A 13,220-nucleotide genomic window follows, 5' to 3' on the forward strand; every position below is an offset into this window, starting at 1 on the left:
CACAGGAAAAACAGTCGGTCTGCGGACCGTTTTCTGACTCAGATTTTCAGTGATCATGGGGGTTTGCGAGGCCTGATTCAGATTTCTGATAATATCCACAGGGAAGTCTGAAAAACTTTGTATTGACCTGTCAGTCACGCCTCAAAATTAATCGTTCGGGGGGTGTATTTTTCACCCAGATATCGAATTTCAACACGACTCAATTGACTGGATAGGCAAATCACCTCGGCGCGCAGACACTAGATATAGTGTCTGGGTGGATCTGCACCGGCAGACCGGATTCGGCCTTTGGAGATTTGTAGATATAAAAAACCCGCCAATCAGGCGGGTTTTCATAATTTGGAGCAAAACTACGCTTACTCGTCTTCGATGCGTTTTTTTGCAGCTTTCAGACGTGAGAGGATTTTCGGGGACAGGCTCGCATTCGCAGCAAGGATGTTGCCGGTCTTGAGAAGCTCTCCGCCATCAATGTCCTGAACGACGCCGCCTGCTTCGCGCACGAGTACGATACCGGCCGCGATATCCCATGAATTGAGGTTACGTTCCCAGAAGCCGTCAAAGCGGCCAGCGGCCACGTAAGCAAGGTCGAGCGCCGCGGAACCGAAACGGCGAATGCCAGAGGTTTCCTGCGTAAGGTGGGAAAGCTCAGCCCAGAACAGCTGGTGGCGTTCAGGGGAGTGACCGACAAATGGTGTGCCGGTTGCGACAACAGCGTTTGCGAGTTTGATACGGGTCGCCACTTTCAGGCGCCAGTTTTCAAGCCATGCACCGTGACCGCGCTCGGCCCAGTAAATGTCGCCGCTGATCACGTTGTATACGATACCGGCGTAAAGCTCGCCTTCGCGCTCCAGAGCAATGGAGACTGCAAAATGCGGAATGCCGTGCATGAAGTTCAGTGTGCCGTCGAGCGGGTCGACGATGAAGCGGTTGGTTTTGTCAGTGCCTTCAACAACGCCGCGTTCTTCCATCACAAAGCCATAGCCCGGACGTGCGCGTGACAGTTCGTTGTAAATGACCTCTTCAGCGCGGTGATCCGCATTGGTGACGAAATCGCCCGGACCTTTTCTGGAGACCTGAAGGTTTTCTACTTCGCCAAAATCTCGGGCGAGGCCGCGGCCTGCTGCACGGGCGGCTTTCACCATGACGGTGATGAGTGGGCTTTGTCTGGACATGGATATAAATTTCGTTCGTGTAACGTTATCAGAAGGGGCCGTATCGGTCCTTATGCGTCTGGTCAAGATAAAGAGCCGTTAAGCTGCAGTGAAAGCTTAATGAATTCGGGACGAATATGGCCCTTGGGAAAAGGGTGATGGAGCTAATCATATGAATATCATGACATTGCGGAACGCTGCATTTGGCGGCCTGGCGCTTCTGCTTGCAGCGTGTGGTCAGGGGCCTGAGGCGACCGGCTTCATCACAGAGAATTTGCCGCCGCCTGAGGGCGCCGAGATTGAAGACGGTGATGTGCCGCGCGATGACGCAGGCCGTCCGTTCCAGTACGGCCTGCTGGGTGAAACGCTTCCGGCATTCTCTGTCACAATGCCAGACGGTGCAGAGATCACGGATCAGGATATTCGCGGTCAGTGGATGATTGTCGATTTCTGGGGGCTCTGGTGCCCTGATTGTATTGTTGATGCGCGCCATGTTGATGCGCTCTATGCGGCGGTTCAGGACGAAGAGGCGCTCGGCATGCTTTCTATCCATTCGCCGCCAAATCCGAACCGTATCAATGATGCGTTTGGCCGGTGGGAGAGCCTTGAGGCCTATACCGAAGAGACCGGTTATGGCGGCCATTCGGCGGTTGATAGCGATGCCAGCGCGATTGACGCATTCGACCTGCCATGGGTGCCGATGTACTTCCTCGTGGACCCAGAGGGCACGATCCGCGGCTTCCGCTCGGGGCTTGCTACGGCGGGTGATGAACCGGTTGAAACCTTCCTCAGCGAAGTGCGTGAGGTGATTGAAGCGGGCTGAAGCCGGGTATTTACCTTGCGATAGAGCGGGAGGCAGACCTCACCTGACGGTGTAAAAATTTCAGTCAGTTTCCTGTTTTCCATGGTCCGGCCTCTTCCGGGGGCCGGGTTAAGGTGATTTAATCTACTGGGAGTACCAGTGGAGCGGGTTTGTAATGTTGCATCCATCGACCAAGCGTCTGATCGATAAGCTGATCGAGATGACTGAGGCATCTAAGATCACCTGGCTGGAAGGTGAGGATGGGACATGCATTTACGACACTGAAGGCTATCGCGTGACCATCGGTCAGGCCCCAAGCCGCGTCGTGCTGTTGGATGCCGGTGGCCGCGTGCTGGAGACTGTCAGCGAGTCCATCCTTGCCAATACAACTGATTCCAACGGCATGCAGTATACGCTGCGGGTTGATAATCTCGTCTCTACTGCGCGTCGTCAGATTACCGGCGCGACCGATGTGATTGACCGCATTGTGTCAGCGCTTGAGCTGGACAAAGAGAAGAAACCGGACCGAAAATCGAAAGATAAAGTGGTTCCGGCTACGCCTCGTCCGGAGGTTACGTTTCCAGACCAGCCGGAAATGGCGTCGCGCGTGGCAATGCTCGCCGCGAAGGTCAACGGTGTACCGCCTGAAGAGGTGGCCGATGAGGAAGAGGTTCTCGAGCTGGATGATGTTGGCGCGGCGGCTGAAGGCGATGACGCATTGGATGTTCCACCCGTTGCAGACCCTGTGATTGATCTGTCACGTCGTGAGGCTCTGTCCGGGCTTTCTGTTGGTGCGACCGGCCTCGCGGCTGTCGGCACTGGGGTTGAGGGCGGTTCGGATGAGCTGGTCATCGACGATGAGCCGGAAACGCAAAACAAAGAAGATTATGATAGCGGATCGCCATGGAGCGTGCCGGATGCGGCTGCTGAAGCCAGTGGCGAAACGGTCGAAGATTACGTCGATGCAGATGATGATCAGGATTTCGGATTCGCACCTGCAGCTCGTGAGCCGCTTCCGGCAGTCGATGACCAGCCTGAGTTTTTAAGTGAAGCGACCGCGTCCGAACCCATGCCGGATGAAGCGTTTGACAATGCGCCAGCCGCCCAGCTTCCGCGCCCGGATATTCTGACATCCGCGACCTTCGGGGCGATCGGCGCATTCGGCACAGTTGGTGCGTCTGCGGTTGAAGCCATTGGCGAGGACGACGCGTCTGAGAGCGATGAGTGGATTGCCTCGGAGAAGAGCTCTGTTCCGCTTACTTCGGCGGAGACACCGGTGCCGCCGCAGCCAGAAGTCGAGCCGCCCAAAGCGGTACTTCATGCCGGACCGGCCATGGAGGGCCTGAGTATCACAATCGATGCGACAAAGGTCACGCCACTCGAATACACAATGCCGAACGTTATGACGGTCGAGGTCAGCGAAATCGAAGCATATCTGGCGGAAGAAGCTGCCGCTGCGGCGTCTATGCCAGCCATGCAGTTGCCGCCAACGGCGTTTCTGTCACGCACGATTATGGCGGCGGCGCATAAAACGCCCGAAGCGGCACCGTCACCGGTTGAAGATGCCGTAGAGTTTGTGGACGCGGTCGAGGAGGTCGTCGTAGAGCCTCAGGATGATTGCTCGGTCATTGAGGCTGAAGTGGCACCTGTTGAAGCCGACCCGGTGATGGAAAAACCGCCAGAGCCGGAACCAGAGCCTGAGCCGGAGCTGCGCGGCGGGCGCAGAACCGTTTATAAATATAATCCGTGGATGTGAGCGCGGGATAATATTAAGGCCGCAAAGATGCGGCCTTTTTCGTAAGCGTTAGTTTGTCAGCTCCACATCCCAGTAGAGATAGTCCATCCAGGTTTCGTGTAAGTGGTTCGGCGGAAAACGTCGCCCCTGACCCTGTAGCTGGTAGTTGGATGGGCATTCCGGCTTTCGGTTTGGATGCATGCCAATATCATCTGGCAGGCGATTGGCCTTTTTCAGATTACACGGGCTGCAGGCCGTGACGATATTGTTCCAGCAGGTTGTGCCGCCGCGCGAGCGCGGAATGAGATGATCGAAAGTTAGATCATCGCCCGAGCCACAATAGACGCAGGAAAAACCGTCTCTCAGGAATACATTGAAGCGCGTAAACGCCGGAGACCTGTCCTGCTTTATGAATTCCCGCAGACAGATGACGCTCGGAAGCTGCATCTGGAAAGACGGGGACCGCACCACGTGATCGTACTGGGCCACTACATCCACACGTTCCAGGAAAACGGCTTTGACGACGTCCTGCCAGGGCCAGACCGAAAGTGGATAATAAGAAAGCGGCCGGTAGTCCGCATTGAGAACAAGTGCGGGCCACGCGTTGGCAGGGGTATTTGAGACAGAAGCCGTCATACTCACCTCGCATCGTTGCCGATAAGATCAGAAGTATAGCGACTCTGCTGATCTTTCCAGTGAGATGATTAACTGATTCACCACTACAGCTTTATGACAAGCGCAGTTTATATCCATGGGCGCAAATATGCCCGCAGATTCAGCGCTGATTGCCTCTTAAATGGTTGATATAGCCCCACAAAAGGTGGGCAGCGACACCGCGATAAGGGCGCCAGCTCTCGGCATGTGTCAGAAAAGCTCTGGCGGTGAGGCGATCTTCAGTCTGGCTTAGAAGGCGCAGCGACTCCATCAAGCCAACATCGCCCTCCGGAAAAGCATCAATCCGACCGAGCGAGCACATCAAAAACAGTTCTGCCGTCCACGGACCAATTCCCTTTACGGCAGTCAGATGTTTGCGCGCTTCGGCGTCTGGCATGTCGCGTAATTGCGAGATGTCGAGGCTTTGCGTTTGAATGGCTTCGGCGATGGTCGTCAGATGTCGGACTTTCGGGCGGGACAGGCCGCAGCCGCGTAATTCGTCCTCAGCGGCGTCCATCACACGCTGGGGTGAGAGGTCGCCTGCTGCCCAGTTACCGACGCGCGCCCAGATCGCATCGGCAGCTTTTGTCGAGATCAGTTGGTAGACAACTGTTCGTGCCAGCGCCTCATAGCTTGCAGGCTGGATGCGCCATTCCGGAATGCCGATTGTTGCAAAGGCCCGCGCAAGGGCTTCATCGCGGGCACATAGCGCCTCGCAGGCCGTCTTCAGTTGTTCGCGGGTTGGATACATTCGTGCGCCCTATGTGATGCGGAATAATCAGGACAGACCCACAGCCACGACGCAGGGTGTTTTCAGCAGGTATAGAAAAGCCGGCCCTCTGCAGGACCGGCTTTCTTCAGATCTGAGAACAGATCCTAGAATTCAGTTGCGTAGAGCGTTGCAGCAGCTGTGCCGCCGCCAAAAACGCCAACCCAGATGTCGTACTGGCCAGAGCCGGATACTGTTACTTCAGGGTTGAAGCCGTTTGTGTCGTCAGCGCAAACCCAGCTGCCGTCTGGTGTGTTCACAATGATTGTTGTGTCAGCGTCAGAAACAGCACCCAGAGAGAACTGGCCGCCAGTCCACATCAGGCGCGCATCAGGAGCCTGAGAGATCATGCCTGCGCAGCCAACGCTTGATGCGTCGACAGTGCCGCCAGCGACAATTGCCAGCTCGGAAGGATCAGGAGCGAAGCCCGCTGAGAGTGAAAATGTGCCGAAGTTTGGCTCAAGTGAGTAGTCCTGCGCGATTGCAGGTGTAGCGATAAGTGCTGCAGCAGATGCAGCAAGGATAAGTTTACGAAGCATGGTCAGACCCCCTGACATATATTGTGGCGAGCATCGGCTCGCTTTCGTCCCCTCAGAAGACAGGAATGGCGACCCTAAAAACATTTCAGAAATTTGCTAGGTGTCGAACTGCAAAAACTTTGTTGCCGCTGCATCAACCCCTCAAATGCGTGGGGCGGGTGCACGGAATAGAGAAAAGCCGGTCAGATGGACTGACCGGCTCTAATCGAAATTCTTTTGTCGAGCTTAGTTGCTGCTTAGCTCGGAGATGGACAGCATAGAGTTCGCGTAGCCGCCACCGAATGTGCCAACCCAGATGTCATACTGACCGGAAGATGGGTTAGACAGATAAACAGACGGGTTCAGGCCGTTGCCGCCATCATCGTCACACATCCAGGAACCGTCCGGCATGTTGATGACGAGCGTTGTGTCTTCGCTGGATGCAACGGAGATGATCAGAGGAAGAACGCCGCCAGCCTGATACTGAAGGCGGAAATCCGGTGCGTTTGAAATATTGCCCGCGCAGCCAAGGCGAGACGCATCAATGCTGCCGCCCGCTGTGATGTTGACGTTGTACGGATCAGGCGAGAAGCCGGACGACAGAGAAGCAGAACCGAAGTTCGGGTTCAGAGAATAGTCCTGGGCAACTGCTGCGCCAGTGGTGAAGAGTGCTGCTGCAGCAGCGATTGCTAGTTTGCGGTACATAGTTTTCGTCCCTCGTTTCAAAAACCACTGGAAGTCTTTTACTCTGTCAGTCACGCGGTCCCCTCCAAGGCGTCGGGCAATCTGAACGGATGCTTCCAGGTCCAGACTAGGCAACAGTTGTGGCAAAGCAAAGCGAAAACCTCAGTGTTCATGACAAGATAGTAATGTTGTCCTGAACCTATTCTGAACAGATTTAGCCGCCGCTGTTAATGTGAGGGGCAGGTGCTGAATGACCTCTTGCATTCCTATAACCACAATTATTACAGGGGATTAAAATCTTGATTCTGCATCAATATGCACCCAAAAAATCTCATATAATCAGCCTGATTTGAACTTTCTGAGGCGGGGCAGGTGCGGAAAAATTTTTTTCAGCTACGTTTGGCCGCACGCCGATTTTCTCAGTGATTCATGCCCGAACCCATCAAAAAATCCGAATTTCCCGTTACGCGCTTTGCGCCGAGCCCGACCGGCAGGCTGCATATCGGGCATGCGATTGCCGCGCGTGAAGCCTTCCGGTTTGCCCGCGACTGTGGTGGCAAATGCCTCCTGCGTATTGAAGATATTGACCAGACACGATGCAAACCTGAATTCGAGGCCGGTATATATGAAGACCTCAACTGGCTGGGCTTTGACTGGCCAGAGCCCGTAAGGCGGCAATCGGATCATTTCGATGATTACACGCGCGCGCTGGGTGAGCTGCGCGAAAAAGGGCTGGTTTATCGCAGCTTTCTGACGCGTAAGGCGCTGAATGCCGACCTCGATGAGCGAGGCGTTGGCGAAAGTCCTGCTGGCGAGCGTCCCTATCCCGGGCCGGGCATCCCTATGTCTGCCGATGAGGAAGAAATGCGGGGCGGGCGCGGCGACAGTTTCGCCTGGCGATTATCGCTTTCAGCCTGTCGTGACTATCTGGGCGCAGCGTTCGATGATCTGTCTTTCGTCGAAGAAGGATCGGGCGTTATGGCAGGTGAGATAAAGGCACATCCTGAATGGCTGGGTGATGTGGTGCTCGCCCGCAAGGATACGCCGACCAGCTATCATCTGGCAGTTACGCATGATGATGCGCTTCAGGGCATCAGCCATGTGGTGCGCGGGCGCGACCTCTATTTTTCAACCCATATTCATGTCCTGCTGCAGCGCCTGTTTGGCTGGCCGACGCCTGTGTATCGTCACCATGGTCTCATTCTCGATACAGACGGGAAGAAATTTTCAAAGTCCGACCGGTCGAGAACGCTTGAGAGTCTGCGTGAGGAGGGTGTAAGGCCCGAGCAGATCTTTCGTGACTGGACCCTTCAATGACAACTCAAACGGCTGCGTATGGCGATGCCCGCAGCGTGCTCATCGGAACCGTGCTTCTGTTGACAGGAGGCGTGCTTGTCGGGTTCGCGGCGATTGGTCTGCGCCTGTCGGTTGGCGATGGCGTTGGGCCGCAGGCAACCGGCTTCTGGCGGTTCTTCCTGTCTTTGCCCGTCATACTGATGGTGTTCGCGGTTAGAGGCAGGCTGCCAGCTAAGCCGAACCTGTTCGCGATTTTGACCGGCGTTTTCTTCGGTCTGGATATTGGCGTCTGGCATTTGTCGCTCACCATGACATCCGTGGCGAACGCGACCTTCATTGTGAATATGGGCAGCCTGTTTGTCGGTGTCCTCGCATGGGTGTTCCTGAAGGACCGCCCGAGTATTTTCTGGGCAATTGCCGTGGCGCTCGCGCTGAGCGGCGTGTGGTTCCTGTCAGCGGGTAAATCTGCTGCGGGCGGTGCGAGCGATATTCGCGGAGATATGCTGGCGCTATTCGCTGCCTGCTTTCTTTCAGGGTACTTCCTTTGCGGGAAGCTGGCTCGCGATACGTTATCCGCGCTCGATGTATTGTTCTGGGCGACAGCGACTATGGCGTGCGTGGCGTTCATTCTATGCCTTGTATTTCGGGAGCCGGTCATGCCTGAAACGCTGGGACAGCTGAAATGGCCGCTTGCGATTGCCGTCTGTTCGCAGGTGCTGGGGCAGGGGTGCATTATCGCCGGGCTGGGGCGTGTGCCGCCTGCCATTGCCGGCATTATGGTGATTGTGCAGCCGGTGGCGTCCGCTCTTATCAGCTGGCCGGTCTTCGGTGAGGCACTGTCAGTGATGCAGTTTATCGGCGGCGGTCTGATTCTGGTCGCGTTGCTCGTCGCGCAAAGACGCCCCGCGCGTCGATAATTCTTTTTACGTCTCACAAAACTGTTGCACTGGCGTGTAAGTGGGTATGCTCAGCCCAAAGGTCACTCAGGTGGGAATACACATGAAATCATCTCTCTTTTCCGCGGCACTCTTGTCAGCGACAATGTTGGCTGGATGCGCGACGCAAACGGCCGTTGAGGCTCAGGCATCCGCAGCGCCATCTTACGGGCGCACAATTGTGACGCCGGTTCAGGCTGAAGACAGCTATTATACAACGGCGCAGGCACGCGTAGGCGCACGAGCCGAAGCGCGCGGCGCCGGTCAGGCGCGCAATGTCATCATTTTTGTCGGTGATGGTATGGGCATTTCCACCATCACGGCCGCGCGCATTTATGCTGGTCAGTCGCAAGGTCTGGACGGTGAGAGCTATCAGCTGACCATGGAAACCTTCCCGAATGTCGCGCTTTCCAAAACTTATTCTGACAACTTCCAGACGGCAGACAGCGCTGCGACAGCCGTTGCGATGATGTCCGGCGTTAAGACCGATTCCGGTACACTCGGCTTTGACCGTAACGTGCAGGCGGGTAATTGCGCAGCGTCTCTTGGTCATGAGGTTGAGTCGCTATTCAGCATGGCTGAAGCGCAGGATTTCTCAACGGGTGTTGTTTCAACGGCGCGCATTACTCACGCGACACCGGCAGCGACCTATTCGCACTCGCCATCGCGCGACTGGGAATTTGATGGCGCGGTTGGGGCGCAGGCAGAACTTGGGTGCCGCGATATCGCGTCCCAGCTGATCGATTTTCCTGCCGGAGACGGGCTTGAGCTCGCAATGGGCGGCGGCCGCAGCAATTTCATGACGAATGAGCAGGCTGACCCTGAATATGAAGGCCGCACAGGCCGTCGCGGCGATGGTCGTGACCTCGTAGCTGAATGGTCTGCCAAGTCTGACGATCACACCTTTATTTATGATCAGGCGGGTTTTGACGCGATCGATTTTGATTCAGACGTTCGCGTGCTTGGCCTGTTCGAACCATCCCATATGCAGTTCGAACAGGACCGTCCGAATGATACTGCGGGCGAGCCGTCGCTCTCTGAGTTGACTTCAGCTGCGATCACGCGCCTCTCCCGCGATGAAGACGGCTTCGTGCTTATGGTTGAGGGCGGACGTATCGACCACGCTCACCATGGTGGCAACGCACACCGCGCGCTTGTCGACGCGGTCGCGTTTGATGATGCAATCCGAACAGCAGTTGAGATGACGGATGCGTCTGAAACCATGATCCTTGTTACGGCTGACCACAGCCATACCATGACGATTGCTGGTTATGCTGCGCGCGGTAACCCGATCCTGGGTCTGGCCCGTAGTGAAGTTGGTGCGCTGCTGCGTGCATCAGATGGTCGTCCGTACACGACACTCGGTTACGCGAATGGTCCGGGCGCGGTTTGTACAGCGGCAGATAATGGCGCCTGCGAGCGCGGCGACCTGACTGACATTGATGTCGAAGCGCCTGATTACCAGCAGCAGTCTACCTACCCGATGGGATCTGAAACCCATGGCGGTGAGGATGTTGCCATCTTCGCAACGGGTGCCGGTTCCGAGCGTGTTGGCGGTGTGATGGAGCAGAACGAAATCTTCTTCGCGCTGGCGCAATCACTCGGTCTGATCGACTAGATTGTTATCAATCGAATTGAAAAGGGCAGGCCGTTAAGCCTGCCCTTTTTTGTATTCGGTGCCTCTGAAAATCAGAAGCGCACTTTGCCGGAATTGATGTCGTCCACGATTTCGGCAGTGAGCGGCTCATACGTGTCAGACCCCGGCAGACGCACATAAACCGGATCATCAATCTGGCTGATGTCATAGCCCTGTTTGACGAGGTCCACCTTGCGATATTTCAGCGTGCCGGTGGTTTCCGGCTCCGGCTGGATACGGATGAAAATCGGGCGGGCATAGACAGGCAGTTGCTGGTCGACATGTGCGGCGAGTGCCTTGCCGTCAAAGCTGCGTCCCGGCTTCAGGTTGACGCCTGCCATGCCAGCGCGGCCATCGGTTTCCGGCATTGCAACGCCATAAACGTTTGGAAGCTCCAGATCATCAAAGCTGGAAAGCGCTTCACCCACTTCGTTGGTGGAGACGTTTTCGCCCTTCCAGCGGAAAGTGTCGCCAATCCGGTCGACGAAATAGATGTAATCATGCTCGTCGCGTTTCATCAGGTCGCCTGTGCGGAACCACATATCGCCCGGCATAAATACGTCCCGCAGGATTTTCTTCTCGGTCTGTTTCGGGTCGTGATAGCCGTCAAAGCGTTGGCGCGGCGCGTCTGCGATTTCACCAATTGCTTCGCCGGCTTCGTCGATATCGGTTTCAATGCAGGAGCCGTCCTCGCCGCGGATCGGTTTTTCTTCGGCAATGTCGAACTTCACAATGCGGGTTTTGATCTTGTCGCGCATATAGCCCGGCAGACGGCCCACCGCACCGATCTTTCCGTCAAAGTTTGAAAAGCTCACATTGCCTTCGGTCGATCCGTAAAACTCGACCAGATGCGGGATGTTGAACCGCTCGACAAACTTCTCCCAGACCTCTGCGCGCAGACCATTGCCAAAGCCTTTGCGGATGGTGTGCTGACGTTCCAGCGGGTGCGGATCTGTCTTTACCAGATAGCGGCACAGCTCGCCAATATAGGCAAAGGAGGTCGCCTTATGCTTGACGGCATCGTCCCAGAAATTCGACGCGGAGAATTTGCGTGCGAGAATAAGCGTTGCGCCGGTTGTCAGCGCCTGACCAACGCCGCAAAGCCCGCCCGTCGCGTGGTAGAGCGGCAGGGTCACGTAAATGCGGTCGCGCTCTGTAATGCCGACAGAATCGACAAACGCGCCAAGCATGCCGAGCACGCGAACCTGAGTGAGTTTCGCCGCCTTTGGCAGGCCCGTTGTGCCCGATGTGTAGACATAGAGGCATGTGTCGCGGCCACGAATTTCAGCGCGGTGTGAACGATCCGGACGTGTAACAGGCAGGTCGGCCAGCAGTGGGTCAATCGATGAGACACCTGCAAGGGTGCAATCAAGGCTCCACGGGACGATATCCCCGCCCAGCTGCTCTTTGGCGCTGGCGTAAAGCTCTTCCTGTTCTGGTCCCATGACAATGGCGCGGGCATTCGAGATGGAAACGCAGTGAGCAAGGCCTGCGCCCTGAAGCTGATTATTGATCAGGGCGGTGACGATGCCGACTTTCGACATACCCACCCAGAAGGCGATATAGTCAGGCTTGTTGTCCATGAAGAGCGCGACGGTATCACCAGCCTTGAAGCCTTGATTGATCGCCCAGTGTGCATACTGGTTCGCGCGTTCTTCCAGCTCGCGATAAGTGTAGATTTTATCCTCGAACCGGATCGCGATATTGGCTTTGTGCTTATCGAATTTTGCTTCGAGTACATCTGCCAGACTAACCGGATCGTCCGGCTGATACATGGCCGCGCGCTTTAGCGCTTTTCGGACATTCGTGATGTAAATCCATTCACGTTTGATCGTGTCCAGAAAGCCGATCATGCTTTTCTCCCCGAGTATTTTGTAAGTATCGGGAAATAGATTAACAGGTCGGCGCAGCTTGTCGATTGCTCCTTGCCGCGGCACTTCGGCTATTCGCTGAAATGTGAACTCAGGAGGCAGGCAGAGTTGTTCTGCGCATGTGAATCACGCGAACTAGACGACGCAATTTGAACCCGCTCGTATGAGCGCTGATTTTACGAGGGCACTATGTCTCTGACGCTTTACGGTCTGAAAAACTGCGACACCTGCAAGAAGGCGCTGAAAAGCCTTGAAGCTGCGGGCAAACAGGTGAGTTTCGTCGATATCCGCGCTGAGGCTGATCTGGCCGCCAAGGTGCCAGGCTGGCTGGACGCGGCGGGTGCCAAGGCGCTCGTCAATAACCGCTCGACGACATGGCGCGGTCTTTCCGATGACGACAAAGCAAAAGCTGAAACAGTCGAAGTTTCCGGCCTTCTGATTGCCTATCCAACGCTGATCAAACGCCCGGTCATCGAAGCGGGCGGTAGCGTTTATGTCGGCTGGACGAAGGCGGTTGAAGGCGAACTGACCTGATGCAGGCGACCTATCGTTGCCTAGCTGCACGCCTCAATGCGTGAGAGCTGCATTTCAAAGGGGCCGTCTTCGCCGTCATAAATGATCAGCCCGATCTCCAAGACGTCGCTCGCATCGAATACCGCATTGGGCAGTTTACGTCCCCAGATGGAGGCTTCCAGATTGGAAAGGTTCAGAACGCCCGTGCCCCATTCACCTTCTGGTGCGCCTTCAATCGGACCTCGAAAGGCTATGCGTCGTCCGAATGACCGTGCATTCGTACGCAAGGTGATGGAGTAGGCGCGGGCATCGCGCTTCATATGTACGCGCAGCTCCTTTGCGCCCGCCATTGCGCCGCGCGGTACATCCAGCCTGATCGAGCTAAACCCGCCACCAGTTGTGTTCGTGCTGCCGGTGAAAACCAGAGCGCCGTCCTGAAGCGCAGACCCGCCAGATGATCGCCCGCCCATGACATTATCATTCACGGTTTGCCACGGGTTTTGGATGTCCGCCTCTGTGTGCTCCACGAGCGTCGTGCAGGTCATTGTTTCGGCTCTCATTGGTGGACCGGCAAGAAGGGCTGCCAGCAGGATCAGAAAGGAAAAGCGCATAGAGCCTCCTGTTTGTTCTTTTGATACGAACCTGCGGCTTACGCG

At 56.0% G+C, this 13,220-nt stretch carries 13 protein-coding genes; 6 read left to right on the forward strand and 7 right to left on the reverse strand.

Features of this window, described 5'->3' with window-relative positions; genetic code table 11:
- Positions 1 to 356: 356 nt before the first annotated feature.
- The gene (locus tag P1U45_RS06595) at positions 357 to 1,172 is read right to left on the reverse strand and encodes an inositol monophosphatase family protein (protein ID WP_293610068.1); all 816 of its coding nucleotides are present in this window, start codon (positions 1,170 to 1,172) and stop codon (positions 357 to 359) included.
- A gap of 151 nt (positions 1,173 to 1,323) precedes the next feature.
- On the opposite strand from P1U45_RS06595, the gene P1U45_RS06600 reads away from it, so the two are divergent.
- Complete coding sequence (locus tag P1U45_RS06600) at positions 1,324 to 1,974, forward strand: TlpA disulfide reductase family protein (RefSeq protein WP_301058316.1); 651 nt, start codon at positions 1,324 to 1,326, stop codon at positions 1,972 to 1,974.
- A gap of 154 nt (positions 1,975 to 2,128) precedes the next feature.
- Positions 2,129 to 3,709 (forward strand): hypothetical protein, encoded by a 1,581-nt coding sequence (locus tag P1U45_RS06605; protein ID WP_301058317.1) that lies wholly within the window; start codon positions 2,129 to 2,131, stop codon positions 3,707 to 3,709.
- Positions 3,710 to 3,757: 48 nt separating this feature from the next.
- Here P1U45_RS06605 and P1U45_RS06610 read toward each other — a convergent pair whose 3' ends face one another.
- The 4 genes from P1U45_RS06610 to P1U45_RS06625 form a co-directional block, all read right to left on the reverse strand.
- Positions 3,758 to 4,324, reverse strand: coding sequence for an HNH endonuclease (locus P1U45_RS06610; RefSeq protein ID WP_301058318.1), 567 nt, complete (start codon positions 4,322 to 4,324; stop codon positions 3,758 to 3,760).
- A gap of 139 nt (positions 4,325 to 4,463) precedes the next feature.
- The gene (locus tag P1U45_RS06615) at positions 4,464 to 5,093 is read right to left on the reverse strand and encodes a DNA-3-methyladenine glycosylase 2 family protein (protein ID WP_301058319.1); all 630 of its coding nucleotides are present in this window, start codon (positions 5,091 to 5,093) and stop codon (positions 4,464 to 4,466) included.
- Between the two features lie 125 nt (positions 5,094 to 5,218).
- Positions 5,219 to 5,650: a peptidase S1 gene (locus P1U45_RS06620; RefSeq protein WP_301058321.1), complete on the reverse strand. Its 432-nt coding sequence runs from the start codon at positions 5,648 to 5,650 to the stop codon at positions 5,219 to 5,221.
- 225 nt (positions 5,651 to 5,875) lie between these two features.
- Positions 5,876 to 6,334: a peptidase S1 gene (locus P1U45_RS06625; protein ID WP_293610074.1), complete on the reverse strand. Its 459-nt coding sequence runs from the start codon at positions 6,332 to 6,334 to the stop codon at positions 5,876 to 5,878.
- A 408-nt stretch (positions 6,335 to 6,742) separates the two neighbouring features.
- On the opposite strand from P1U45_RS06625, the gene gluQRS reads away from it, so the two are divergent.
- From gluQRS to P1U45_RS06640, 3 genes are all read left to right on the forward strand, one after another.
- Positions 6,743 to 7,630, forward strand: coding sequence for a tRNA glutamyl-Q(34) synthetase GluQRS (gene gluQRS, locus P1U45_RS06630; RefSeq protein WP_301058322.1), 888 nt, complete (start codon positions 6,743 to 6,745; stop codon positions 7,628 to 7,630).
- A complete protein-coding gene (locus P1U45_RS06635; RefSeq protein ID WP_301058323.1) occupies positions 7,627 to 8,526 on the forward strand; it encodes a DMT family transporter in 900 nt (299 codons plus the stop codon). The genes gluQRS and P1U45_RS06635 overlap by 4 nt, the downstream gene beginning before the upstream one ends.
- An 82-nt stretch (positions 8,527 to 8,608) precedes the next feature.
- Positions 8,609 to 10,162 (forward strand): alkaline phosphatase, encoded by a 1,554-nt coding sequence (locus tag P1U45_RS06640; protein ID WP_301058324.1) that lies wholly within the window; start codon positions 8,609 to 8,611, stop codon positions 10,160 to 10,162.
- Positions 10,163 to 10,233: 71 nt separating this feature from the next.
- Here the strand turns inward: P1U45_RS06640 and P1U45_RS06645 are convergent, their stop codons facing one another.
- A complete protein-coding gene (locus P1U45_RS06645; protein WP_301058325.1) occupies positions 10,234 to 12,033 on the reverse strand; it encodes a long-chain-acyl-CoA synthetase in 1,800 nt (599 codons plus the stop codon).
- A gap of 207 nt (positions 12,034 to 12,240) precedes the next feature.
- On the opposite strand from P1U45_RS06645, the gene P1U45_RS06650 reads away from it, so the two are divergent.
- On the forward strand, positions 12,241 to 12,585 hold the full coding sequence (locus tag P1U45_RS06650; protein ID WP_301058326.1) for an ArsC/Spx/MgsR family protein: 345 nt from the start codon (positions 12,241 to 12,243) through the stop codon (positions 12,583 to 12,585).
- Between the two features lie 20 nt (positions 12,586 to 12,605).
- Here the strand turns inward: P1U45_RS06650 and P1U45_RS06655 are convergent, their stop codons facing one another.
- The gene (locus P1U45_RS06655) at positions 12,606 to 13,175 is read right to left on the reverse strand and encodes a CIA30 family protein (RefSeq protein ID WP_301058327.1); all 570 of its coding nucleotides are present in this window, start codon (positions 13,173 to 13,175) and stop codon (positions 12,606 to 12,608) included.
- Positions 13,176 to 13,220 lie beyond the last annotated feature (45 nt).

The organism is Ponticaulis sp., assembly GCF_029210165.1.
Taxonomy (GTDB): Bacteria; Pseudomonadota; Alphaproteobacteria; order Caulobacterales; family Hyphomonadaceae; genus Ponticaulis.